Here is a 23281-nt window from a genome sequence, read left to right as displayed (position 1 = left end):
GCAACGAAAGACGCAACGCGGTCACGAATGGTGTACCAAGACGCACCGACAAGTTCTGCGCGCGGGAAGACCTGGACGCTTCGACCAGCTCCACGGTCTGCTCGAAGCGTACTAATGATTCGCTATCACTCGAACATAGATACGAGTCACTAGCCGGTGCTTCCGGCTGGGCGCAGTTGTGTCGACCGCGCCACGATCCGCACCCGGATGACCTGCGCAAACTGACAACGAGACTGGAAGTTCTGTTCGTAGCTGCAGACTTCCTCGACCGTCGCGGGAGCGGGGGGACCCTCCTCTCGACCGCACACATGTCTGATTTCGTCTATTGCAACGTTCGCGCATCGTGTTTCGCGATCAGACGTATCTCTGCTGGTAGTCCTATGTAATTATCATTGCTAATGAAAAGGTTCTTCGCATATGTTCTCTCGATCGTTGGCATTGCAACTGTCGATCGCGGCGCGCTGGAAGTGCTGCCCCTTCCCTCAGAGGGACCCCCCTCTCGCGCGACCGCGGGGAAACGCAGCACGTCTACGTCGGACTCTGAACTCTGCTGTCAGTTTTCGCAGGTGAAGGCGGCGCGTTCTCGGTCCTGCGAGGGACGATTCCGCCGGCGAGCGCATCCACGGCGCTGACATGGTTCGAACGGAATACCTCCCGACTGTCGACACGTTCGACCTCACCGTGGCGGCGAGCAGGGCTTGATGCGGAGGTGCATCCGGCGTGTCGCAGGGGGCGCACTTGCGTTCCTCCGATTCGCCGGTTGAATGGGGCGCATGCTTGTCGAGCCCGCCGTCCCGGCGATCAATCTCCCGCGTGTGAACGCGGTCGAGTTCGCCTTCTACGACCACATGGTCGGGGCCTACCTCGTCACGGCGGATGCCGCGATGGACACCTGGATCGACGAGTTCTGCCGTTCAGCTCCATCGACTGTGGCAGCGGACATCGAGTCGCGCGGCCTGGACGTCAACAAGTTCTCGATCACCTGCGTGACCGTCGCGTTCAAGCTCGGAGGCGACACGATCTCGATGCTCTTCGATCCGCTCAGGCGCCCACATCACGCCCGCAAGCTGGAGCGGGTCTTCGAGCACGCGTCGCGGATCGTCTTTCACGGCGCCGCCTACGACCTTGCTCCCCTGTACGCGCACCGGCTGATCACCCGCGGGCAGATCCGCAAGCTCGGCGACACGCTGGTCGCCTCTCGGATGGTGCGCACCAACTCCAAGGGGCAGCGCGGCCTGGGCGAGCTCGCCACGACGCACAAGCTGATGAGCGATGACCGGCTCACGATGGAGGACGTCTTCAGCGTCCGCGGACTCAAGAAGAGCGAAGGCTGGTGGGCCACCGACATCGACACGCCCACGTACGCAGTCGGCGCCATGTCCGACACCGTCGCCACCCTGCGTCTGTGGGGGACTCCTGGCGTGCACGGCGAGGGCATCATGACCGTCGCAGCGCGGCACCTCACCGCGCCCGCACTTGGGTTCGGCGGCAAGGGGGTCCTGTCGGCACAGGACGCCGAGCGCGTCGTCGAGGAGGTGCAGCAGGTCAACCAGATCGTCCTTGAGCGCACCGCCCGCGGCTACGCGATCGACCCGGACTTCCTTCAGCGCGTCCACGACGAGACGGACGAGGCCACGCAATCCGCTGCGCGGATTCTGACCGAGGCCGGGATCAGGCCCGGCGTGGGTCGCGACCTCGTCGCCGTGCTCGAGAGTCAGGGCAAGTTGCCCCAGCCCTGGCCGCTGACCAAGGGAGGACAGCTCTCCTCTGCCAAGGAGCACCTCGCGATCTTCACGGATGAGGACGCCGTACTCACCTCCGAGCTGGCGGTGGCTCACCGAACGGTCGCGAACAACGAGAAGGTCGTCGGCTACGTCCAGAAGGTCGTGGAGAACGCCGGCCCGACCGGGCGCCTACACCCGGAGATCAAGATCCTCGGCGCCCACGCGACCGGACGAATGAGCGCGGCAATGCCCGAGATCCAGCAGTTCCCGAAGGAGGCCCGCGGCGTCATCATCGCCGACCCCGGCCACCAGCTGATCTCCGCGGACTGGAAGTCGATCGAGCCCGTCGTCCTCGCGACCGCCGCGGGCGACCGCGGCTTCATCGCCGACATGCGCGCCGGCAAGGACCCGTACGAGCCCGTCGGCCAGGTCGCGGGCGTCGACCGCAAGCTCGCCAAACGCAAGATGCTCGCCGACATGTACGGCCAGGGCCACGCCGCGGCCGCCCGGCAGTACGGCTGGACCATCGAGCGCGCCAAGTACGTCCAGCAGCAGATCCGCCGCTCCCTGCCGATCCCGTACCGCTTGATCGACAACCTCAAGCAACAGTCCGAAGCGACCGGGCACGTCACCACCCTCTCAGGGCGCGTGGCCGACCAGATCCTGCGGTTCAAGATCGACGGCCGCGAGGTGATCGAGGTCAAGGATCGCGTCGCGCCCAACCACTTCTGCCAGGGAAGCGCGCTCGACATCATGCACTACTCGATCCTCGAGTGCGATCGACGTGGCCTCTCCGACCACGTCCACCTCTGGATGCACGACGAGATCATCGCCGACAAGGAGGTTCAGGAGGAGGTGCGCGAGGTCATGTCGACGCCGCCACCGTTCCTCGCGTCGGTAGCCGAGTTCCACGGTATGGAGGCGTTCCTCGCTGTGGACGTCCAAGACATGGGCTCCCGCTGGGAGTACGTCTAGCTACCGCTCCTCACTATCCGACCAGCCACCGACACCGGGAGTTCAGAATGCCCAGCCACCCCAAGGCGACGGCGGACATGTTCGCTGCCACGAAGTTCCACACCGCCGACGATAAGGCGCTGACTGTCAACGCCACTGTCCGGTTCCTCGAGTCCGGGCTCGACCCCTCGAAGCTCACTAAGCGTGCGTACTACTTCTTCCATCAGACGCTGTCCATGTCGGCGCAGTACAACCTGGACGGATTCCGGCACCACCACCTGATCGACGACGCCGCCAAGGCCGACTTCCTCGATGAGGTCCGCTACCTCGTTGATCGTCAGGCGATGCTCGACCCGGAGCGGAACTCCGACATGGCGAGCCTGTTCGCCGACGGATTCGACGGACGCTACGCAGACCTGCTCAACCAGTTCTGAGAGGAGAACACCATGCTCGGATCCGACCCCATCGCCGGCTTGCTCGGAGCGGGCCTCGACCCGCGTTCGCCAGCCGTGCTCTGGACCCGCTATCTGAAGGCGCTCAACGCAGAGGGGTGCGCGACGACGATGCTCGGTCCGAGCGTCACGAACACCGGTGCATTGACCGACGAGGACGTCGCCAAGCTGGCGGCCCTGGCGACCCAGTACCCGGCCGGCACCGCGATGCCGCGCGAGACCACCGGCAAGCTCGCGGGCTTCGAGACCGTCGATGTGCTTCCTGAGCGCATCACCGCTCGGGTCGGTGCCTACTTCCGGCGCGTGACGCGCGCCGTCGGCAAGGACAACTTCCTCCGGCTGGCCCAGACCGGAGCGGTGTGCGCCGGCGCGGGCATCCACGTCGGGCGGTCGCGGATGGCGGCGGTCGTTGTGCCGGACGCTGGCGCGATGAGCGCCTGGCGGCAGTGGGCAGTCGAGACGAGCGGCGATCCGCACGAAGCGCACACTGCCCCGACTCTGCTCCTGTCGGGAATGCCCGGCGGTGGGATCTACCTGTTCCGGACGTCGGCGATGGCACCCGCGGGCGAACCGCCTGCGGCCGAGCCACTCCCGGCGGCGGCCTTCACGGTAGGCGGCTGCACCGTGACGTCGAGCGAGCTGGTGGTTCCAGTGCCGCCCACGAGGCTCGCGGGCGGCACAGTGATGCGGTTGGGCCCGTGCCGCATGCTCCCTTCCTGGCTTGAGGGCGCGATCGCGGACACCGCCGCCGCGGCCCCGAGCGCCCTGGGCCCCGGAGTCGCAGCTGCGGCGTGAGTCTGCGCACCCCGGAGATGCAGAAAGACCCCGACACCGCGTGAGGACGGTGTCGGGGCCTCGATCTGCGCCGGAGGGCGCCGCTGGGGCCTGGTTCAGGCTTAGCCCTGACCGGTGACCTTGCTTGCTGCTCCGCCGCTCCGGTCGTAGCCGACGGTGTCGGACTTCGCCTCGGAGACGGCCATGTTCACCTTGTTGACGGTCTCGCGGACGCTGAGGACCGCGGCGTTCTGCTGCTGCGAGAACTCGGTGGCCGAGTCCATCGCGATGCCCTGGACGGCGCCGGCGAGCTTGCCGTACTCCTTGAGCAGGGTAGCGGCGTCGGTCTCGATGATGCTGCCGGACTTGCTGATCGCGGTGCCGTTGGCGGTTGCGCCTTCGACGTTCAGGCTCAGGTTCGGGGTCGTCATGTTCTTAGCTCCTTAGAAGTCGGTGGCGTCGGTCAGCCGTTGACGGCGCCGGCGTGGCTCTGCTGGCGTTCCATCTGGACGCGGATGACCTCGCGCGTCCCCGTCACGGCGCTGCGTGCCGTGTTCAGGAGCTTGGTCAGCTGCGGGTCCGACTCGGTGTCGAATCGGTTGCGCGCGGCGGCCGTGGTCGCCGAGACGTAGTTCTTGGTGGCGAGCTCGTCCACCTGGACCTTGATCGCCTTCTTCTGGGTGTCGATGGATTCGATGCTGTGGTCCAGGTTCTTGCAGATCGTCTCCGCCGTTGCGGGGTCGATTCCGACCAGTTGTCCGCCCATGGTGTCCTCCGGTTCGTGATCGTGGATCGGTCAGAGCTATGGTAGCGCACGCGCGCAAACTACTCACCAGCAAAAGACGCACGGAGAGTCTCGATTGCCTCTTCGATGCGCTTTTCGGTGCCTCCTGCGTAGACGATCTGCTTGGTCGCTCCCTCTCCGCGGGGGTAGGACAGGACCAGCCCCTTGCCGGTGAGGAACGCCATAGCGAGTGCTGCGGGTTCGGCCCGGGAGACATCAACTGCGCTGGTAGCGACCGTGATCTCGGCGGATGCGTGCACCGTGGCGGAGCCGATGTCTGCGAGAGCGGCAGCGGCGGTGGAGGGAACATCGACTGCAGTGGCGGCGGCCGTCACGGCCGTGCGAATCGCCTTGCGACGCGCCGCGTCGTCCTCCCGCTCGTCCTCTGTTGCGTCTTCGCCGGGATCCGTGTCGATCACCGTGCCGGTCTCGGGGTCGGCGGCGAGCGACCGGATCGTCGCGGCCGGGAGCACCACGGGGGCCTTCAGGGGGTACGGCTGCCACTGGCGGTCCGGATCGAGCAGGTCGAGCAGCGCGCTCGCGGCGTCCTCCGCGGCGCCGGCAACGCGGTAGCTGCGCGTGATCGAGAAGGTCGAGTTGTTGAGCAGAGCACACACCACCTCGTTGGCGGTGACCCCGATACGGAAGGTCACCCTCGGGATGTGCCGCACGGCCTTCTCGAGGTTGAACTCCTTGATCACCGAGGGGATCTCCACCCCGGTCCGTCGCAGGTAGCGCAGCAGCACGATGCCCGAGACCGTGACATCGGCCAGCCCCGAGAGTGCGTCGAACATCGCCTTCGCTTCGCTGGTCAGAGCTCCTGACCGGTCCAGCGCCTCCATCTGGGTCAGATCGTGGACGATCTGACCCTCGGAAAGGTCCAGCCGGGGGAGGGTCGGACCGAAGTCGGCCGGCAGCTGCTGGATCAGGCCTTTCGCGGCAAGCCAGTGCCAGTGCGAGAGCGTGAAGTAGGGGCTCGTCGACGTCACCGGAGCGGTGAGTGAGTTGTCGACTGTGAGCCAGCCGCCGATGGTGCGGTGATCCGCGTTCGCCTCGGTGAGGTCGCTGGGGGAGGTCACCCTGCTCATCTCCGCGCGGAGGGAGGTGGAGGCCTTGACCGACCCGCCCGAGGCGGACACGCCTCCCTTCACGGCCTCGGCGACGCTGGTGAGCTTCGGGTCGACTGCGACCGCGATCTCGATGGCTTCTTCCGGCTCCAGCTCTTCAGCGTCTTCGGAGCTGGCAACCGCTGCCGTCTCTTCGTCGGTGCCGTTCAGATGTGCGGCGGGGGCGGGGACGTGGTCCGCAGACGGCGTAGTGGGTGCGTCGGTATCGGCGAGCACGGCCGCCAGTCGGGGATCGATCATGCGCCGATGATGGCCCGGCCCGACCCGCGGAGACGAGTCGGGCGCGAAGGCGGAGGCAGGGCATGCCGGTGCGTCAACGATGCGGTTGCTCCGCGCTCTTGCGCCTTCCAATGCGCCATCTACCTGCAGGTGTCGCGTCCTCGACGCAGTGCTCGGCTGTGGCGCATGATGAACAACACAGGTTCATGAAAAGGGGCACCCGTCAGCAGCGGGTGCCCCTGTCCGTGTGTGTGCCTCAGCCGAGCGCGCGTCCCTCGTACGGGACCTCACGCGGCACCTCGGCCGCCGGCTTGACCTCGGCGACCGGCGACGGCTCGGGCGCCGCCGGCTTCGGATCGGCCGGCTTCGGGTCCGCGGGCGGCGCCGCGGCCGGCGGGTCGGCCGGCTTGGCGTCGGTGGCCGGGGCGGCGCCGGGCACATCGAGCGAGCCGGTGCCGACGGTGCTCGGCGCCGGGCCACCGCCGCCCGCGGGAGGCTGCGCTCCACCCGGGGCCGGAGGCTGGCCACCACCGGCCGGAGGATGCGCGGGCGGCTGGCCACCGCCGGCCGGGGGCTGACCACCCTGACCGGCCGCGGGCGGCTGACCACCGGCCGGTGGCTGTCCACCCTGGCCACCCTGGCCACCGCCGGCCGGGGGCTGGCCGTTCGCGGGCGGGATCTCCGATCCCTGGCCGCCGGGAGCCGGCGCACCGGGCTGCCCCGGCTGCCCACCCGCCGGCGGCTGATCCCCGGCGCCGGGTGCGGCCGGGGCGTCCGGCTTGGCCTCGGGAGCGTCCTCGGGGAGCTCCGGCAGCGGGATCTCGGCGACGAACCCGTCCTTGCCGAGGACCTCGTCGAGCGCCTTGACCTCGCCGGTGGAAGTGAGGACCTTGTCGTCGCCGAGGTACATGCCCGACTCGGTGTCGCCGACGACGGCGTCGCCCACGCGGGCCTCGGCCGGGTCGATCGGATCGCCGAGCGCGGTGATCGGCATCCCGGCGGCCTTCGCGGCGTCGAGCACGCCGACCGGCTTGTTCGGGTCGGCGTCGGCCATGTTCAGCATCATCTCGCCGATGCGCGGGTCCGGGACACCGGAGACCTTCTCGTTCTTCCCGTCGACGGGCACGCTGAGCTCGAAGGGCTTGCCCACGGTCTTCTTCGACAGCGGGACCGCGTCCTTGTCGACCTTGCCGTCGCCGTTCTTGTCGACCGGCTTGCCGTTGGCGTCGAGCTGGTGCGGGCGCGCGTCGCTGCCCGCCGTGCCGACGGTCTGCGCGGAGGCCGGGGCCGGCGTGGTGAAGGGCACCGTGGTCGCCGCCTTGCGATCGTCGTCGGCCGCCTTCGCCGCGGGGTCGCCCTTGCCGGCCGGGTCGAGCTTGTCGCCCGCGAGGTACTTGTCGAGCTGCTTGAGCATCTCGTCCGGGGTCTTCGCTGCCTGTTGCGCGGCCTGCTGGGCGGCGTTCGCGAGCGGCTGGGCGGCCTGGGCCGCTTGCGGTGCCGGGTTCTGCGCGCCGGACTGCGGCTGGCCACCCTGGCCCTGGCCCTGCTGGCCGAGGGCGGAGAGCAGCGAGGCCAGCGGGTCCTGCGTCTTGGCGCCGGCGCCGGGCTTGTCGGAGGGGCTCGCGGTCTTGCTGGGGTCGGCCTTGCTCGGCGACGGGGTGCCGCCGCCGACGGTCTTCGACGGGGCGCCGCCGCCCCCGCCGGTGATCTTGGTGTTGCCGGTCCCGTTTCCGGTTCCGTTCCCGGAGCCGGTGACCTTCGGCTTCTCGGCCTCGACCACGTTCGGCACGGTGATCGATCCCGCGAGGGCCCCGATCTGCCCGCCGATGCGACGGGCCTCGTCGGCCTTGGGCAGCGAGTGCTCGGGCATCGCGACTCCGTAGAGGCCGCGGATGTGCCTCTCCGCGCTCTCACCGATCTCGCCGGCCGTCGTGCCCTCGGTGTACTTCTCGACCTTCTCCGCGGCGTCCTTGAGCGCGAGGCGCCGCCCACGCTGGATCCCGCGCAGCTCGTGGAAGCCAGCGTTGGCCGTGGTCCCCACCTTGCTGATCAGGCCCGGGAGCTGGTTCACCGGGGTGATGGACTCGCGCAGCTTCGCAATCGCCGGCGCGATCCGCTCGTACTGCTGGTCGATCAGGTACTCGCCGGTGCCCTTGAAGGCGTTCTCGAGGTCGTCGATCGCCTTGACCAGGTCGACGGAGACCTTGTTCGCCGCCGTCCACGTGTCGCCGAGGGTGGAGATGTTCGACCCGGTCGGCAGGTTCGCACCGCCGGTCAGCCACGCGAGCGCAGGATCGACGCGGAACTGCTCCAAGTTCATGGACTCGATCTCGGTGTCCATCCGGATGATGAAGTTCTTCGACTCCTCGGGGACGCGCGGCAGGATCGTCGGGTCCTGCAGCCACTTCGTGCCGTTGCCGGGCGGCGTATCGCCGAAGCCGCCCAACTGATCACCCGCACCGCCGTTGGTGGCGGGCGGTGCGGGGCTCTCCGCAGCGACCGGGGCAGGTGGGGCGACTGCGGTCACGGGAACCTTCGGATTGTCTGCGCGGCCACCGTTTCGGGAATCGGAGTCGTTGAGCTTGCCCTCGAGCGCGGCGAAGTCGACGGGGCGGTTCTTGTTCTCCGCGATCGCCGCCTCCGCCAGACGGACACCTGCCTCGCCGGATCGCGCGCGGATCGCGCTGAGGATCTGCGTCTGGATCGCGTCGAGCTGCGGGCTATCCGGGTTGGTGACGACGAGCTCGTTGTACCGGATCCAGTTCGTCGTGATCTCGTTGTTGCGTGCGATCTGTTCCGCGGTCAGCTCCGCCATGGTGGGAGTCCTTACGTTGAGGGGACGTTCGAGGGCGTGCGATCAGTATCCGACGCCGCGGCCGGTTCCCCGGGCCATGAAGGAGTCGAGTCCGGCGCCGGTCTGGAGGTTGACCCCGTAGCGGTCGCTCGCGTAGCGCCAGCCGGCTGCGATGTTCGCAGTGGGGTTGTAGATCGACGTCGACGTGCCGGGAGCGTGGTAGGCCGCGAAGGTGCTCGGGATCGTCTGCATGACACCGCGGCTGGAGTTGTGCGGCGCGCCATCGGCCTGCGTGGCTCCCCAGGCGTTCGAGTCCCAGCGGTTCACCGCGTTGGTGGATCCGCCTGACTCGCCGCCGATGATGATGCGCGTCGCGGAGGTGAACCGGGGCAGGAGTTGCGGGTTCACACCAGCGGCGAGGAGTCCCGCCTGGATGTCGGCGTCGGTGACGGTCGCGACCGCGTGCTGGTCGTAGCTCACCGCCGCCTTGTCGATGGCGCCTGCACCGCTGACCGGGCCCGAGGAGCCCGCGGTGGCCGACGGCGGCACCAACTCGATGTCACGTCCGCCGGGAACAGGGGACTGCACGTGGACGGTGCCCGGAGCTGTGGCCGTTGCCGACTTGGGCGGGACCACCTTCGGAGCCGCGGGAACCACTCGCGTGTTGCCCGGTGCCGGTGTCAGGACCACGGGCCGCTGCGGGACGCTGCTCGCCGCGGGACCGGGGCGAGCCGGTGCGGGGGCTCCGGCCTGCACTGGTGGCGCCGGCGGGAGCGGAACAGCCGCGCCCGGCCCAGCAGCGGGAGGAACCGCACCCACCCCGGGAGCGGCGCCTTGGACGGGAGCCGGGGGAGCGGGGTGGGGCTTGGGCGGCACGCCCGGAGCCGGAGCCGGAGCTCCAGCAGTGGGAGCCGGCGGTCGGGCGCCGTTCGGAGCCGGGGGCGTTGCCTTCGGCGCGACGCCGGGTGCGGGGACCTTCGCCACGGGCGGCTGCGCCCCGGGCCGCGGAGCCGGGGTCGGCTTGGTCTGCCACGGTCCGGAGGTGTGTGGTGCCGGAGCGGGTCCGGGCGCGGGCGTGGGCGCCGCGACCGCGGGCCCTACGCCGAGCGCGGACAGCGCTGCCGCCGCGGCGACGGCAGAAAGGATCGGTCGCGGACCGTTGAGCATGTGAATCTCCTGGGTTCATGGCTGGGTCGAGGGCGGAAGTTAGCCCTCTCCGGACGCCGGCAGTGCGTGCGGCGCGACTACCAGCGGCGCAACGCTGCGTCCCGGCGGCTAGCTTGTGCGCCGGTGTACGCTGCGCCTCACGACGATGAAGAGGTGTTCAATGCGCAGGACGAGAACCGTCTCGCGGAAAATGCTTTCCGGGCTGTCGGTGTTCGCCATGGCGGCATCTGTGGCCGTCGCTACACCGAGTGTTGCGTCGGCAGATGCGCTGCCAACCGGCCCGTGGACGGCCATCGGTCCGGTGCAGCGAGAAGGTGGGCCTTCGGCGTTCACCAGCTCCGAGGTGCCGCGTCCGGGGGCGACCCTGGTCCAAGACGGCCGGGGTGCCCAGACCCTGTGCACCGTGAGCTGGCCGGTTCTGCGACGCGGAACGAGCCTCGGCTACCTGACCGCGGGTCACTGCAACCAGCAGCAAGGCGCCCCACTCTGGATCCCGGCGACGCCCTTCGGAACACCTCGCGTACGGCTCGCCCCGCTGCAGGATTCGGCGCGCGGGCTCGACGAGCGCGGAGCTTCACAGGACTCAGCTGTCTTCTACCTCTCCCGCGCCGCTCGTGAGGCGGGCGCTTCCGACCTCGCGCCGGCGCCTGGAGTGGTGCTTCGCGGAGTTCTCACACCCGCGCAGGTCATGGCGATGCCGAAGGGGACGTCGGTGTGCATGAACGGCGCCCGGTCGGGGGTCACCTGTGGTCCGCTGATCGCCGCGGACGAGAAGACTCTTGAATGGGGCGGAGGGGCGGTGTCCGGGGACTCGGGGGCGCCTGTCTTCGTGGTCGACCGAGACGGCGACGCCATGGCGATCGGCATGCTCACCGGAGGGCCGACGGATACCGACAACTTCGCCACCTACCTCGCACCAGCGCTCGAGCGGCTCGGGGTGTCGGCGGTAGTGGGGCCCGACTCGAAGCGATGAGCGCGCCGGCTTCGATCCGCCAGAGGACGCGACACTCGCAGGTCAGCGGCGCCTGAGCCCGCCCCACGGAGGATTCCTTTGCGCGACCCCTGATCCTCTCGGTAGTCTCCAAAATAGAGATTCTCGACCGGGAGGTGTGGTGTGCCAGCAAGGCCAGAAGCTGTGATCGGTCAGTGCCGATGACTGACACGAACGACGACGGCGCCGAACAGCGCGCGGGCCAAGAGAGCGGGTACGAGGCAGGCTTCGCGGAGCTGCAGCGGTTCGTTCGCGAGCAGGGACACTCACGCGTGCCCGCGAAGTATCACGCTGCGAGCGGGTTCCGGCTCGGCTTGTGGGTGCGGAACCGGCGACGGGACTACCTGGCTGGCCGGCTACCTGGCGACACGGCGCGCCGGCTCGAGGCATGCCCCGGATGGACATGGCAACCCTCCGTGCAGGCACGGACAGAGGCGATCTCCGCCTACCGCGAGCACTACCGACGAACCGGATCCAGCACGATCCCGCGGGCGCTCGTCTGCCCGAACGGGTTCCGCCTCGGCGCCTGGGCCGCCGGCCGCCGCGCGGCGTACCGACGCGGGCAGCTGTCGGATCGGGTCATCGGTGAGCTCGAACGGCTTCCCGGCTGGACGTGGGGCGAGCCGCAGACTCGCCGGAGGAAGGAACCACCCGCGAGCTCGGACACAGTCCGGGAGGAAGTCACGCTGCGGAACGGGACTACCGTCCGCGCCGCGCCGCAGGTGCTGTTCGCGACCGGCCTCCGGCATCTCGACGAGTTCGTGACGGAGCGACGGCACGGCGCCGTGCCGCGCGAGTACGTCTGCGGCGACCGCTTTCCGCTCGGGGCGTGGATCGCGACTGTGCGCACCGCCCACAACCGCGCCGAGCTCCCACCCGAGCAGGTTGTCCAGCTCGAGGAGCGCCCGAACTGGCACTGGGACACAGCGCCATGATCCCGCAGGAGATGCGTGCGGACGCCTGGGCGGAGGGATTTCGCCACCTGCAGCGCTTCGTGGACACGCACGGCGTCGCCCGCGTCCCCGTCCGCTTCCGTTGCGCCGACGGCTACTACCTCGGGGCCTGGGTGAGCCGGCAGCGTCTCGCTAATCGAGACGGCACTCTCACCGCGTCTCAGGAGCGGTTGCTGGCACGTCTGCCGGGCTGGACGTGGGGCGAGCGCACCCTGCGATGGATTGACGCCTACCAGGAGCTCCGCAACTACGTCGACGAGCACGGCACCTCCGATGTCCCCGTAGCGGCGCGCACGGTCTCCGGATTCTGCCTCGGCGGGTGGGTGGTCAAGCAGCGCGAGCGCTATCTGGCGGACATGCTCCCGAGCGAGCGGATCCAGCTGCTGGAAGCTCTTCCGGAGTGGCGCTGGCTCGCCAAGCGCCACCGGACCTGGTCCGAGGGGCTCTTCGAGCTGACGCAGTTCGTCGAGCGGCACGGGCATTGCGAACCCGCACCAGGCCACTTCACGCCGTCGGGCTTCCCTCTCCGCAGCTGGGTGATGGCGCAGCGCCGGCGCCACGCCGCTGGACTTCTCCGGCCGGACCACGCATCGGCGCTCGAAGCGGTGCCGGACTGGTCATGGGTTACGTCCGCCTGCTGCCACCACGACGTACCGGCTCATCGCGCGGCGTGAGCACGAGCACTACCCAATCGCGGGCACCGGGCGACCCGCATTCGGGGACCTCTGGCGCTGTCCGCGCGTCGCGATTGCGCCTCACCCACCCCTTCGGTACTCTCTAAAATAGAGAGTCAATCGTCTGGAAGGGGCGCCTCCGTGCTGGATCTTCGCACCATGCTCGACATCGAAACCACCGGCCTGGAACCGAAACAGGACCTAATCTTGGAGATCGGCGTCGTTCCCTTCGACGAGCAGCTCGGCGCCCTGGGCACGTTCACCGTGCTGGTCGCCAGCACCGACGCCGTCGCCTGGGCCCGCGCAACCCTCGCCGCTCGCGGCGCCGGCGAGGCGCTGACGATCGCCCAGCAGATGCACCTCGACAACGGCCTCATCGAGGACCTCATCTACCCGAACCGGTTCATCGTCGCGCCGGACGGCTCTGACTACCCCGGGCGCGTGGTCTCGACCGACGCCGCTGACGCCGGGCACGTGGTCGCCGAGGCGCTTGCGCGCTTCGGAGTGCCCGAGTCGATCCCTCTCGCCGGCAGTTCCGTTCGCAGCCTCGATGCGCCGATGCTCGCCGAGCACGCCCCCGAGCTCTTCGAGCGCTTCAACCACCGCACCATCGACGCGTCCTCGTACTCCGAGCTCGTGCGCTTCATCGACCGCGAGGGGTACGAGGCGATGAGCGCGACCCTCGCGACCTCGGGGCACCGCGTCATCGGCGACTGCCTCCGATCGCTCGACATCGTGCGCCGGTTCCGCGACCGCTACGGCATCGGCCCGCACGCCGCGCCGGCCACGGACGCCGCATGAACGCGTGGGACGCTCGCTGGGAGGCGGCCTACGCGCAGCTGCAGGCGTTCGCTGACGAGCACGGCTCCTGCGACGTGCCCCAGGACTTCCGCCACGAAGGCGGCGTCCAGATCTACTACTGGATCCGCACCCAGCAGCAGCGACATCGAGCCGGAGTCTTGAGCCCCGCACGGAGCGCGCGCCTCGAGTCCTTGCCCGGGTGGAAATGGGCCGCTGCCCGAGAAGACCCCGCTGAGCAGAACATGCAGGCTCTGCTGGCGTACGTCGACGAGTACGGCACGGCGGACGTGCCGACCGGGCATGTCACCGCCTCCGGGATCCGGCTCGGCCACTGGGTCGCCGCGCAACGGCAGAGCTACCGGCGGGCCGCGATGTCGGCCGAGCGCGCTGCCGCCCTCACGAAGCTCCCGGGATGGCGGTGGTCGCGCAGTCCCCAGAAGATCTGGGAGAAGGGCTATCGGGCGCTGCTGGCGTACGCGCGTGAGCACGACGGGTCGTGCTTCGATCTGCGCACCTCCCACGTGACCGACTCCGGGATCAAGCTGGGCCACTGGGTGCACAACCAGCGCCAGTTCTACCGGCGAGGGCAGATGACGCGAGAGCGCGCCAAGACACTCGAGGCCGTGCCGGGCTGGACCTGGAGCATCGGCGGCGCCGAGCTCGCGCGACGCCGCTCCGCCACCGGTGGCGGCCGGCGTGCACAGTTGCACTTCGACCGCGGCATCGAGCTTCTCGCTCGCGTGTCCGCCGAGACCGGGACTGCCGCCATCCGTCCGAGCGTGGTCGTCGACGGAGTTGCGCTCGGCCTGTGGGTGCAGCGCCAGCGCGCCGAGAAGCGGCGGGGCCGGTTGAGCTCGACCGCGCAGGCGCGACTCGAGGCGGTCCCGGGGTGGACGTGGACGCCCCAGGAGGACCGGTGGCGTGCTCGACTGGACCGATTGCGCCAGCAGGCCGTCCGAAACGGTGGCGGTGCGGTGAGCACGGCGCACGTCGAGCCTGACGGCCTCCGGCTCGGAGCATGGATCGTGCAGCAGCGGATCGCCTACCGCAACGGAACGCTCAGTCCCGAACGGATCCGCGCGCTCGAGGCCGTCCCCGGCTGGGAGTGGGTGGGAAGCCGCACCCGTGGCCGCGTGCGGATCGAGACACAGATTCAGGCGTGGGTCCGCCGGGTGGCGATCGCGCACCTGCGCAGGTTCTACCGCGCGCAAGGTCACTTCGACGTGCCCTTCGACTACGCCGCCCTCGACGAGTTCCCGCTGGGCGCCTGGGTGGCCGAGCAGCGCCGCGCGTACGTCGCCGGCCGCCTGCCGCAGGAGTCGCGCGAGGCGCTGTCGTCCCTGCACGGCTGGACGTGGTCCGAGCCGGCCTCCGACACGGAGACCGGAGCCGCCGCATGAGCGTGATCGTTCCGGCCGGCGTCGCTGCGCCCGCACTGCGGCAGCGTGCCCCGCACAAGCTCAAACGGCACCAGAAGAAGGCCGTGGGCTGGGTCGACGCTGCCCTCGCTCGACAGCTGCTCGTCATGGCCTGCGGCACCGGCAAGACCCTCGTCGGCCAGCACGCCACTGCGAAGCTCCTTCCGTCCGGCTCGGAGCCGGTGACGGTGCTGCTGCTGGTGCCGAATCTGAACCTGCTGCAGCAGACCTTCGACGAGTGGGCCACGCACGCCCCGTTCGCGTTCGACGCGATCGCGATCTGCTCCAGCTTGACCAGGGCCGAGCAGAAGGCCGTCGACGTCGAAGGGGATCTCGACGTCTCCGAGCTGACCGTGCCGGCGACCACCGACGCCGCGACCGTCGCAGCGTTCCTGCGCGGGAACGGGCAGCGCGTGCGAGTGGCGTTCGGCACGTACCAGTCACTGAGCAAGGTGATCGAGGCCCACGCAGACCACAAAGCTCAGCCGTGGTCCGTCGTGGTCTGCGACGAAGCACACCGCACCGCGGGCCGGACGGACAAGCCCTTCGGCCGGGTCCTCCATGACACGCACGTGCCAGCCGAGCGGCGCCTGTTCCTCACCGCCACGCCGAAGGTGCACAAGCTCGCGAGCTCCGAGTCCGCGAGCGCGTCGTCGACACTGCTCGCGTCGATGGACAACACCGCGCTCTTCGGCCAGCAGCGGCACACGCTCTCCGTCGCCGAGGCGATCGAGAGGAAGATCCTGTCCGAGTACCGGGTCGCCGTGATCGGCGTCCAGGACGCGGAACTGGAGGCGGCCACCGCCGTACTCGACACCGTCACTCTGGACGGGAAGCGCTTCTCGGTCGATCACGTCGCCGCCGTCGTCGCATTGTCGAAGGCCGCGGCCGAACACGGGTTGCACGCCGCGATCGCCTTCTTCAACACCCGCAAGTCCAGCAAGCAGTTCGTCGAGGCGTTCCAACACGTGCACGCGGCCCGGACCGGCGAGTGGCTCGCAGACGGCACAGCCGAGCACATCGACGGCACCATGTCGACGGCCGTCCGCCGCGCAGCGGTCGCTCGCCTCGCGAATCCCCGAGCGGGCGGCCTGGAGGTTGTGTCCAACGTCCACTGCTTCAGTGAGGGGATCGATGTGCCGGCGCTGGACGCTGTCCTCTTCGGCGAGTCTCGCGGCAGCCAGATCGACGTCGTGCAGTGCGTAGGGCGCGCGATCCGCCGCAACGGCGACCGGACCGCGCTGATCATCCTGGCGGTGCGCATCGGCGCCGGCGAGGACCCGGAGACGGCGGTCGAGGAGTCGCAGTTCGCGAAGGTGCGCCAGGCGATCGCGGCGCTCGCGGACCACGATCCGAGGATCTCGGAGGCGATGCGAGTGCTGGTGCGCGACGCGATGGCGGACGAGGCCGATCGGCGACGCGAGTCAGGTGCAGTCGCCGGCGAGGAAGCGGGCTGTGCGGTTTCGGGGGGCGCTGGCTCTGCGGACGAGGCGGCGGACACGGCGCAGTCGCAGGGCGATGCTGCAGCTCCGGATGTGGAATTGGCGCAGCGGCCAGCTGCGGCAGATGTCGCAGCCGCCAAGCGGCTGATCGCGATCGATGTGCCGTCGGAGATCATCCAGTCCGGGTTCACGCTACGGATGCTGGACCGGAGCACTGCAGGGTGGGAAACCGGCATGGCTGAGCTGCGGGGCTTCGTCGAGAAGAACGGTCACGCGCGCGTGGCGGCCGGGCACGTGACGGATACCGGCTTCGCTCTCGGCGGGTGGGTGAGCAGCCGCCGCTGGGAGAACCGCGCGGGGCGGTTGTCGGCGGAGCGTGTCGCTGAACTCGAAGCGATCCCCGGGTGGCTCTGGAGCGTGACTTCCTCGCTGTGGGAAACCGGCATGGCTGAGCTGCTGGGTTTCGTCGAGAAGAACGGTCACGCGCGCGTGGCGAACGGGCACGTGACGGATACCGGCTTCGCGCTCGGCAAGTGGGTGAGCACCCGCCGCGGGGACTACCGAGCGGGGCGGTTGTCGGCGGAGCGTGTCGCTGAACTCGAAGCGGTCCCCAGGTGGCTCTGGGACGCGGTTTCTCCGCTGTGGGAGAACGGCATGGCTGAGCTGCGGGATTTCGTCGAGCAGAACGGTCACGCGCGCGTGGCGAACGAGCACGTGACGGATACCGGGTTCGCGCTCGGCACGTGGGTGAGCAACCGCCGCAAGGACTACCGAGCGGGACGGTTGTCAGCTGAGCGTGTCGCCGAACTCGAAACGGTCCCCGGGTGGCTCTGGGACGCGGTTTCTTCGCTGTGGGAGAACGGCATGTCGGAACTGTGGGATTTCGTCGAGCAGAACGGTCACGCGCGCGTGGCGAACGGGCACGTGACGGATACCGGGTTCGCGCTCGGTACGTGGGTGAGCAACCGCCGCAAGGACTACCGAGCGGGGCGGTTGTCAGCTGAGCGTGTCGCTGAACTCGAAGCGGTCCCCGGGTGGGTGTGGGACGTGGCTTCTTCGCTGTGGGAAACCGGCATGGCTGAGCTGCTGGGTTTCGTCGAGAAGAACGGTCACGTGCGTGTGCCGCAGGGGTACATGACGGATGCCGGTTTCGCTCTCGGCTGGTGGGTGAGCAGCCGCCGCAAGTACTACCAAGCGGGGCGGTTGTCAGCTGAGCGTGCCGCTGAACTCGAAGCGGTCCCCGGGTGGGTGTGGGACGTGGTTTCTTCGCTGTGGGAGAACGGCGTGTCGGAACTGCGTGGTTTCGTCGAGAAGAACGGTCACGCGCGCGTGGCGAAGGGGTACGTGTCGGTTACCGGGTTCGCTCTCGGTACGTGGGTGAACAGCCGCCGCAAGGACTACCGAGCGGGGCGGTTGTCAGCTGAGCGTGTCGCTGAACTCGAAGCGGTCCCCGGGTGGATCTGGGACGCCCGCCCGAAGCTCAAGCACGAACCCACACCGCCACAGGCCGCCTGATGCTCTCCGCCACCCTTCTCGTCACCGGCATCGCCTTCGCCTACGCCGCGGTCGCAGTCGCCGTGTACGACGCGATCGACCGGGTCGAGGACTTGCGGTTGCTCGCGAAGTACGAGGAGCACGAGGGCCGCAAGCTCACCGACGCGGAGATCGACGCAGCCTTCCGGTCGTTCGCGGCCTTCTGGGTGCTCTCCGTGCCACTCGTCGGCATCGCGATGCTGATCGAGTGGATGCGCCGCGGAGGCCCTCCGCCGAACGGCTGGTGAGCAGGCCCTGTCTCGGTCGGCCTATGCGCCAGTATCGCCAGCCGGAGCACGGCCGTCGATCACGTGCAGCACGAGGCTTGCTCCAAGGATCACGACGAGGTCGCCCAGCGCGGCCGGCCGCACCGGCTCCCCGAAGAACGCGAACAGCAGCAGCACCGAGACCGCGGGGGAGAAGTACGGCAAGCTCGTCAGGGCCAGCGATTGCGACTCGCGAAACGCCCACGTCCACGCGAGTTCTGCGACGACGTAGGTGCCCACGCCGATCAGCACGCTGATGCCGAGCACGCGTCCGTCGAAGCGCGCAAAGTCCAGCCGATACCCCGTCACTGTCAGGCCCGCGGCCACCGCCAGCAGCGAGACCCCGTTGGCGATCGAGACGGCGAAGAACGTCGCCAGCAGCTTCGAGTGCAAGATCCTGTCGAAGGCGGCGGTCGCGTTCAGCGCGAAGGGAAGGTAGATCCCGCTGCCCACGGCCGCGGCGAAGGCCCACGCGATTCCCGGAGAGAAGCCGCCGCCGGCCTCACCCGATCCACCAGCCGCGACCGCCACAGCCCCACCGAACGAGACCAGAACCAGTGCCCACTGCAGGCGCGTCAGCCGGCGCACCGGCGCCGTCGACAGCAGCGGCACAGCCACCGCGGCGATGAGCGGCCACAGGAACGCGATCACCGTCGCGTCGACCTTGGGGGCGGTGAACAGCGCACGGTAGAAGCCGTAGTACCAGAGCGCGAGTGCGAGGCCGGACGTCGCGGCTGACGCTGCGCCGCGCACCGCTGGCCGGCCGGCGCGGATGAGGGTGAGTGCGGCCTGCCGATACCGCATCGCGATGAGCGAGCTCGCGCCCGCAGCGGCGAACGCGCTCGCGAGGTAGAGCTCGGTGAACCCAGCACGGTCCCCGACCAGGGTGATGAAGATTGGCTTGAGCGCCCAGAAGGCGACGGCGACGGCCGCGGCGGCAGGCACGAGCAGCTTCGCCCTGTGCGCCCTGGCGGGGTGGGCCTGTGTGCGATACAGGTCAGGACACCAGCACGGTGATCTTCGGGTCAGCGCCGCGGATCACGATCGCCTTCTCGCCGGCTTCGAGAGCCGCGGCGGTGTCGGAGCTCGGCTGGTGCTGGGACCCGAAGTAGGTCGCCTTGACGTGGGCCATGCCTGCGGCACCGTCGGCGTCGTCGAAACCTCCGACCTCGTGGATGTCGTCGTCGACCTGGATCTGGATGCTGTATGCGCTCATGTCGGCGACGGTGGCAGACGGCGGTGGCGAGGCCAGCCGAGGGCGCGGGCTGGCAAGAGCGCTGCCACTGGGCTTCATCGCTCGGTCAACGAGATCGACTCAGCTGACGAGAACAGTGATCTCCGGGTCGGCGTCGCGCACGGGGATCTCGCTCGCGCCGGCCTCGATCGCCCACTGGATCTGGGCGACGGACAGGTTGATCCCCGTGGGCTGGCCGAAGAACGAGGCTTCGACGTGTGACGCGGCGGCGGCCGCCCTCGCGCTGTCGAACCCGCCCACCTGATGGACGGTCGTGTCGACGCGGACCTCGATGTTGTAACGGAAGCTCATGGCGCCGCAAGGTACTCGCTGCCCAGCGCCGCGTAGGCGCGCGGCGCGCGATGCGTGTCGTCACTCGCGCTGGAGGCTCGACCCGTTCGACAATGGCAGCACCGCATGGTTGGGGACACTCTCCACCATCTCGACGAGAGGCACCTCGTGTCGTACAACCTCACCATCACCGAGCCCGGACACCCCACGTGGACCAAGAACGACTACGACGGCGACTCCACGGGAGACCTCGCGTTGTTCCATGCGACCGGCCGCCTGCGTGAGCTCGGTGCGCAGCAGGCTGAAATCGATGCCCTCCACGAACGCTTCGCCACCGAGCTCGCCACGGGCTCCGGGGACGTCTTCCTCGCCCCTGGCACGTCCTTCACCGGTCACGCCGGCCGCTTCGGCGTCGAGATCGTCCGCAACTGACAGGTACTCTCCTCGGTCCTCGCCCGAGGACGCGACACCAGCAGGTCAGGGCCAGCGCCGCAGAACCCCGGCCGGCGATTTGCGACCGGGGTTCTGCGACATGTGCACGGGTCAGGCTGCGTCGGAGAGACCGAGCCCGAAGCCGCTGAGGACCCGGCACACCGCGGCGGAGACGTCGTCTTCGGTCACCAGCAGCATCTCCGCGTCCGAGAGTGCGGACAGGTCCTCGGACGTGCTCAGACGTTGAGCGGCGACGCCCAGGGCGACCTCGTAGACGTTGCGCACGAACCGGAGGTTTCCAGCCACGTCGATCAGCCGGTCGCCCTTGCGGTCCGCGACATCGAGGATGGCGACGGCGCTGCGGAAGGGCTCCTCAGCACTGGGGTGGACGGACCGCCCATCGCACTCGGCGAAGTTGAGCAGGTGCTCCCACAGCTGTGCATCGGTGAACGCCTCGAAGGTGATCCGAGTGCCGAAGTGCGAGGCGAAGAGCGCGTTCTCTTCCAGGAAACGCTCCACCAGTGGCGCGTAGCCGGCGATCACCACGGCGAGATCGTCGGGGTCGCGCTCCAGATGACCGCGGAGCGCATCGAGCGCTTCGCGGCCGAACAGGTCGATCTGCTCATCCTGCTCCCGGGCGAGGTCGTAGGCGTCGTCGATGAAGAGCACGCCCCCGTGGGCCTTGTCGAGAACCGCCTGCGTCCTTGCGCCGGTCTCCCCGATGTGGGTCCCGACCAGGCTCGCACGGGTCGCGCGCGTGACCTTGCCGGTCGAGAGACGTCCGGTGATCTGCAGGATGCGTCCGATGAGGCCGGCCAGGTGGCTCTTGCCGATACCGGGCGCGCCGGCGAGCACGAGGTTGCGCGACGCCGACCGCGTCAAGGGCAGACCGCGCCGGCGCAGCTCCATCTCCACTTCAGCGGCACCGAGCAGCGCGTGCAGCTCCTTCTTCACCGCGTCCTGGCCGATGATCGCGTCGATCTCCGCGCGCACCGTGACGATGTCCTTCTTCTGCTTGGCGCGAGCAGAGGCGGTGATCGCCCCCGGCTCGACGACGGGGACCCTGCTCGCGGGATTCCCTTCGGCAAGCGAGGCACTCAGCTTCCCGATCTCGTCGGTGCGGTCGTGGATCGCGTACCTCCGGACGCCGTGGTCAGTTCCGTCCGGGTCGATGCCGCGGTCGATCGGGAGGAGGATGCGGGCCTGCAGCATCGTCACCGGGTCGAACGAGCGTCCGGGCTGGCGTTCCGGGATCAGGGAGTCCAGCGTCAGGCGGAGCTCAGCAGGCATCCGGGTGCCGGCGTAGCTGGTCGACCAGAGCTGCACGACACCGGGCACCTCCATCGAGTAGTGCGGGACGTTGCCGGTGCTCCCCGATGCAGCGCTGTCTGCCGTGAAGACGAGGTGGACGCCGACCGTGTGGCCGCGCTCGATGATGTTCAGGAGGCGATCGGCCTGAGCACGCCGATCGCCGTCCCCGAGGAAGGTGCCGATGCCGTCGATCGCCACCACGACGTAGCCGTACGGGTCGTCGGAGTCCGAGTCCTTCCGTCCGAGGTACTGGTCGACCACGTGATGGCCCGCGACGGCCATCGCCGCCGTGCGCATCTCGATCAGCCGATCCACCTCCGCGAGGACTGCGCGGACTCCATTGTCGTCTCCGGCCGCGACGTGCGCGGCGACGTTCGGCGCTTCGGCGACCGCAGACAGGGACCTGTCGTGGCCGTCGAGAAGCATGAACGCCACCCGTCCATCGGCGTGCGTGACGGCGCTCGCGAGCACCATCGTGCGCAGCGTCGTCGACCGACCCGACTTCGGGCCACCGGCGATCGCGTAGTGCGGACGCTGCCCGGTGAAGTCGAGGATCCAGGGGAGGGTCTCGTGGCGCCGCGGTGCGTCGAGCACGCCGATCCGGATCTTGAGCCCCTGCTTCTCCTCTTCGAGCGCGGGCTCGTCCGCGAAGGTGCGGGGCACATCCAGCGGATCAGTCCACATCGCGGGCACACGCGGGACGTCGAGCGCAGCGAGGCGCGCGATCAGAGCCTGAGCCATGTTGTCGCGTGCGTCGTCGCCCGTGTGCGGCCCGTCGCCGGGCAGGGGAGCCTCGTGATTGAAGGCGACCACTTCGACCGGTGCCGGGTCCGCCGGCAGCCTCCGCAGGGCTTTGCCCATTGTCTGTCGGGAATGGATCATGTTCGCCGCGGCGTCCGTGCCGATCATCGCTCTCGAGTGGGCGGGGTGGTTGACCGCGAGGCAGTACCCGAAGCTCAGGGAGGGAAGGAGCTCTGCGGCGTTGCCGCTGTCGAGGTACTGGCTCGCCAGCACGAGGTGGACACCGAGAGATCGCCCGACACGTGCGGTCCGAAGGAGCATGTCCAGGAAGGCGGACCGGTGGCGCAGGTAGTCGCCGAACTCGTCGACCACGATGACGAGGTGGGGCAGCGCCGGCCAGTTCGGGTCGTTCGGGTTCTCGCGCTGCTTGCGGCGGTACGCGTGGATGTCCGCGCAGCCCTTCTGGCCGGTGATGAACTCCTCGCGACGGGTCACCTCGCCATCGACGACAGCGGCGAAGCGTTCGATGAGGCTGTTGCTCTGCTCGAGGCCTGAGAGCGCGGCCACGGTGTGTGGCAGCCGGTCGAATCCGAGGAATGTCGACCCACCCTTGAAGTCGGCGAGCAGCAGAGCGATGTCGTCCGGTCCGTAGAGCGAGACCAGCGAGAGGAGGATCGAGCGCAGGAAGTAGCTCTTGCCCGATCCGGTCCGGCCGGCGATCCCCCCATGCGGTCCGTCGCCGCCGAGGTTCTCCTCGAGCATGTCGAGGTAGTTCAGCTCGGGAAGGATCTCGTCGCCGCGACGCAGGTAGCCGATCGGGGCCCGCAGCGATCCCGTGGCGGAGTTCCGCGCCCACACCGCTTCGAAGTCGTTGGTCGCGAGATCGGTGATGCCGAGCGCCTCGAGGAAGTTGGGGACGTGCGGGCCGTCACCCCCGATCGAGGTGCCGGGGCCTCCCGGCGGAGGCGGCGCTGTGGCGTCGGCTGCGGTGACAGCGGCGAGGGCCTGCTGGTACTTCACCTCGGGGTGTGCGGCCATGTGCTCGCGGGCGAGCTTCTTGAGTCGGGACGATTGGACCATGGGTCTGTAGACCTCCTGTGCAGCGCAGGGACGGACTTCGTCGGCGCCGCGACCACCAGCCGTGCCCTGCGTGAGCAGAAGGCGAAACGAGCCGCGTGCTCCTGAGGGAGCTGACCGTC

General features: G+C 69.2%; 20 protein-coding genes. 11 read left to right on the top strand and 9 right to left on the bottom strand.

The features are described 5' to 3' along the window. The first annotated feature begins 773 nt into the window (after positions 1-773). From BLW32_RS14045 to BLW32_RS14035, 3 genes are read left to right on the top strand one after another with little or no spacing between them, the layout of a single operon-like run. Positions 774-2699 carry a DNA polymerase gene (locus tag BLW32_RS14045; protein WP_068741752.1) on the top strand — a complete coding sequence of 642 codons (1926 nt, stop codon included), beginning with the start codon at positions 774-776 and terminating at the stop codon, positions 2697-2699. A 47-nt stretch (positions 2700-2746) separates the two neighbouring features. Beyond that, a complete protein-coding gene (locus BLW32_RS14040; protein WP_068741753.1) occupies positions 2747-3112 on the top strand; it encodes a hypothetical protein in 366 nt (121 codons plus the stop codon). 12 nt (positions 3113-3124) lie between these two features. Continuing rightward, the gene (locus tag BLW32_RS14035) at positions 3125-3925 is read left to right on the top strand and encodes a hypothetical protein (RefSeq protein WP_068741754.1); all 801 of its coding nucleotides are present in this window, start codon (positions 3125-3127) and stop codon (positions 3923-3925) included. A 101-nt stretch (positions 3926-4026) separates the two neighbouring features. On the opposite strand, the gene BLW32_RS14030 is transcribed toward BLW32_RS14035, so the two are convergent. The 5 genes from BLW32_RS14030 to BLW32_RS14010 all read right to left on the bottom strand — a co-directional run bounded on the left by BLW32_RS14030 (position 4027) and on the right by BLW32_RS14010 (position 9464). Then, positions 4027-4335, bottom strand: a complete 309-nt coding sequence (locus tag BLW32_RS14030; RefSeq protein WP_068741755.1) for a hypothetical protein — start codon at positions 4333-4335, stop codon at positions 4027-4029. Positions 4336-4367: 32 nt separating this feature from the next. After that, complete coding sequence (locus tag BLW32_RS14025; RefSeq protein ID WP_068741756.1) at positions 4368-4670, bottom strand: hypothetical protein; 303 nt, start codon at positions 4668-4670, stop codon at positions 4368-4370. A 59-nt stretch (positions 4671-4729) separates the two neighbouring features. Further along, positions 4730-6055 (bottom strand): hypothetical protein, encoded by a 1326-nt coding sequence (locus BLW32_RS14020; RefSeq protein ID WP_068741757.1) that lies wholly within the window; start codon positions 6053-6055, stop codon positions 4730-4732. 235 nt (positions 6056-6290) lie between these two features. Then, positions 6291-8849 carry a hypothetical protein gene (locus BLW32_RS14015; protein ID WP_068741758.1) on the bottom strand — a complete coding sequence of 853 codons (2559 nt, stop codon included), beginning with the start codon at positions 8847-8849 and terminating at the stop codon, positions 6291-6293. Positions 8850-8891: 42 nt separating this feature from the next. Then, positions 8892-9464: a transglycosylase SLT domain-containing protein gene (locus BLW32_RS14010; RefSeq protein ID WP_231857402.1), complete on the bottom strand. Its 573-nt coding sequence runs from the start codon at positions 9462-9464 to the stop codon at positions 8892-8894. Positions 9465-10398: 934 nt separating this feature from the next. On the opposite strand from BLW32_RS14010, the gene BLW32_RS14005 reads away from it, so the two are divergent. From BLW32_RS14005 to BLW32_RS13975, 7 genes are all read left to right on the top strand, one after another. Next, positions 10399-10968 carry a chymotrypsin family serine protease gene (locus BLW32_RS14005; protein WP_231857375.1) on the top strand — a complete coding sequence of 190 codons (570 nt, stop codon included), beginning with the start codon at positions 10399-10401 and terminating at the stop codon, positions 10966-10968. A gap of 179 nt (positions 10969-11147) precedes the next feature. Further along, complete coding sequence (locus tag BLW32_RS14000; RefSeq protein ID WP_074850579.1) at positions 11148-11921, top strand: helicase associated domain-containing protein; 774 nt, start codon at positions 11148-11150, stop codon at positions 11919-11921. Further along, on the top strand, positions 11918-12613 hold the full coding sequence (locus BLW32_RS13995) for a helicase associated domain-containing protein (RefSeq protein ID WP_068741761.1): 696 nt from the start codon (positions 11918-11920) through the stop codon (positions 12611-12613). The genes BLW32_RS14000 and BLW32_RS13995 overlap by 4 nt, the downstream gene beginning before the upstream one ends. 159 nt (positions 12614-12772) lie before the next feature. Beyond that, positions 12773-13414 (top strand): 3'-5' exonuclease family protein, encoded by a 642-nt coding sequence (locus BLW32_RS13990; protein ID WP_068741762.1) that lies wholly within the window; start codon positions 12773-12775, stop codon positions 13412-13414. Continuing rightward, positions 13411-14814, top strand: coding sequence for a helicase associated domain-containing protein (locus BLW32_RS13985; RefSeq protein ID WP_068741763.1), 1404 nt, complete (start codon positions 13411-13413; stop codon positions 14812-14814). The genes BLW32_RS13990 and BLW32_RS13985 overlap by 4 nt, the downstream gene beginning before the upstream one ends. After that, positions 14811-17789 carry a DEAD/DEAH box helicase gene (locus tag BLW32_RS13980; protein WP_068741764.1) on the top strand — a complete coding sequence of 993 codons (2979 nt, stop codon included), beginning with the start codon at positions 14811-14813 and terminating at the stop codon, positions 17787-17789. The genes BLW32_RS13985 and BLW32_RS13980 overlap by 4 nt, the downstream gene beginning before the upstream one ends. Continuing rightward, on the top strand, positions 17789-18055 hold the full coding sequence (locus tag BLW32_RS13975; protein ID WP_068741765.1) for a hypothetical protein: 267 nt from the start codon (positions 17789-17791) through the stop codon (positions 18053-18055). Before BLW32_RS13980 ends, BLW32_RS13975 begins: the two co-directional genes overlap by 1 nt. Before the next feature lie 21 nt (positions 18056-18076). Here BLW32_RS13975 and BLW32_RS13970 read toward each other — a convergent pair whose 3' ends face one another. From BLW32_RS13970 to BLW32_RS13960, 3 genes are all read right to left on the bottom strand, one after another. Then, a complete protein-coding gene (locus tag BLW32_RS13970; RefSeq protein ID WP_068741766.1) occupies positions 18077-19018 on the bottom strand; it encodes a DMT family transporter in 942 nt (313 codons plus the stop codon). A 52-nt stretch (positions 19019-19070) separates the two neighbouring features. Beyond that, positions 19071-19289 carry a hypothetical protein gene (locus BLW32_RS13965; RefSeq protein WP_068741767.1) on the bottom strand — a complete coding sequence of 73 codons (219 nt, stop codon included), beginning with the start codon at positions 19287-19289 and terminating at the stop codon, positions 19071-19073. A gap of 99 nt (positions 19290-19388) precedes the next feature. Then, positions 19389-19619 (bottom strand): hypothetical protein, encoded by a 231-nt coding sequence (locus tag BLW32_RS13960; RefSeq protein ID WP_068741768.1) that lies wholly within the window; start codon positions 19617-19619, stop codon positions 19389-19391. A 147-nt stretch (positions 19620-19766) separates the two neighbouring features. Here BLW32_RS13960 and BLW32_RS13955 point away from each other — a divergent pair, with 147 nt between their 5' ends. Further along, the gene (locus BLW32_RS13955; protein ID WP_068741769.1) at positions 19767-20030 is read left to right on the top strand and encodes a hypothetical protein; all 264 of its coding nucleotides are present in this window, start codon (positions 19767-19769) and stop codon (positions 20028-20030) included. A 111-nt stretch (positions 20031-20141) separates the two neighbouring features. Here the strand turns inward: BLW32_RS13955 and BLW32_RS13950 are convergent, their stop codons facing one another. Then, the gene (locus tag BLW32_RS13950) at positions 20142-23162 is read right to left on the bottom strand and encodes an FtsK/SpoIIIE domain-containing protein (protein ID WP_068741770.1); all 3021 of its coding nucleotides are present in this window, start codon (positions 23160-23162) and stop codon (positions 20142-20144) included. Between the last annotated feature and the right edge of the window lie 119 nt (positions 23163-23281).

This window comes from Tsukamurella tyrosinosolvens, assembly GCF_900104775.1.
Lineage (GTDB): Bacteria > Actinomycetota > Actinomycetes > Mycobacteriales > Mycobacteriaceae > Tsukamurella > Tsukamurella tyrosinosolvens.
This window is presented reverse-complemented; position numbering and strand designations above follow the sequence as displayed.

Coding starts and splice junctions, on each gene's coding strand:
- BLW32_RS14045 (WP_068741752.1), top strand. CDS start 774: ATGCTTGTCGAGCCCGCCGTCCCGGCGATCAATCTCCCGCGTGTGAAC.
- BLW32_RS14040 (WP_068741753.1), top strand. CDS start 2,747: ATGCCCAGCCACCCCAAGGCGACGGCGGACATGTTCGCTGCCACGAAG.
- BLW32_RS14035 (WP_068741754.1), top strand. CDS start 3,125: ATGCTCGGATCCGACCCCATCGCCGGCTTGCTCGGAGCGGGCCTCGAC.
- BLW32_RS14030 (WP_068741755.1), bottom strand. CDS start 4,335: ATGACGACCCCGAACCTGAGCCTGAACGTCGAAGGCGCAACCGCCAAC.
- BLW32_RS14025 (WP_068741756.1), bottom strand. CDS start 4,670: ATGGGCGGACAACTGGTCGGAATCGACCCCGCAACGGCGGAGACGATC.
- BLW32_RS14020 (WP_068741757.1), bottom strand. CDS start 6,055: ATGATCGATCCCCGACTGGCGGCCGTGCTCGCCGATACCGACGCACCC.
- BLW32_RS14015 (WP_068741758.1), bottom strand. CDS start 8,849: ATGGCGGAGCTGACCGCGGAACAGATCGCACGCAACAACGAGATCACG.
- BLW32_RS14000 (WP_074850579.1), top strand. CDS start 11,148: ATGACTGACACGAACGACGACGGCGCCGAACAGCGCGCGGGCCAAGAG.
- BLW32_RS13995 (WP_068741761.1), top strand. CDS start 11,918: ATGATCCCGCAGGAGATGCGTGCGGACGCCTGGGCGGAGGGATTTCGC.
- BLW32_RS13990 (WP_068741762.1), top strand. CDS start 12,773: ATGCTCGACATCGAAACCACCGGCCTGGAACCGAAACAGGACCTAATC.
- BLW32_RS13985 (WP_068741763.1), top strand. CDS start 13,411: ATGAACGCGTGGGACGCTCGCTGGGAGGCGGCCTACGCGCAGCTGCAG.
- BLW32_RS13980 (WP_068741764.1), top strand. CDS start 14,811: ATGAGCGTGATCGTTCCGGCCGGCGTCGCTGCGCCCGCACTGCGGCAG.
- BLW32_RS13975 (WP_068741765.1), top strand. CDS start 17,789: ATGCTCTCCGCCACCCTTCTCGTCACCGGCATCGCCTTCGCCTACGCC.
- BLW32_RS13965 (WP_068741767.1), bottom strand. CDS start 19,289: ATGAGCGCATACAGCATCCAGATCCAGGTCGACGACGACATCCACGAG.
- BLW32_RS13960 (WP_068741768.1), bottom strand. CDS start 19,619: ATGAGCTTCCGTTACAACATCGAGGTCCGCGTCGACACGACCGTCCAT.
- BLW32_RS13950 (WP_068741770.1), bottom strand. CDS start 23,162: ATGGTCCAATCGTCCCGACTCAAGAAGCTCGCCCGCGAGCACATGGCC.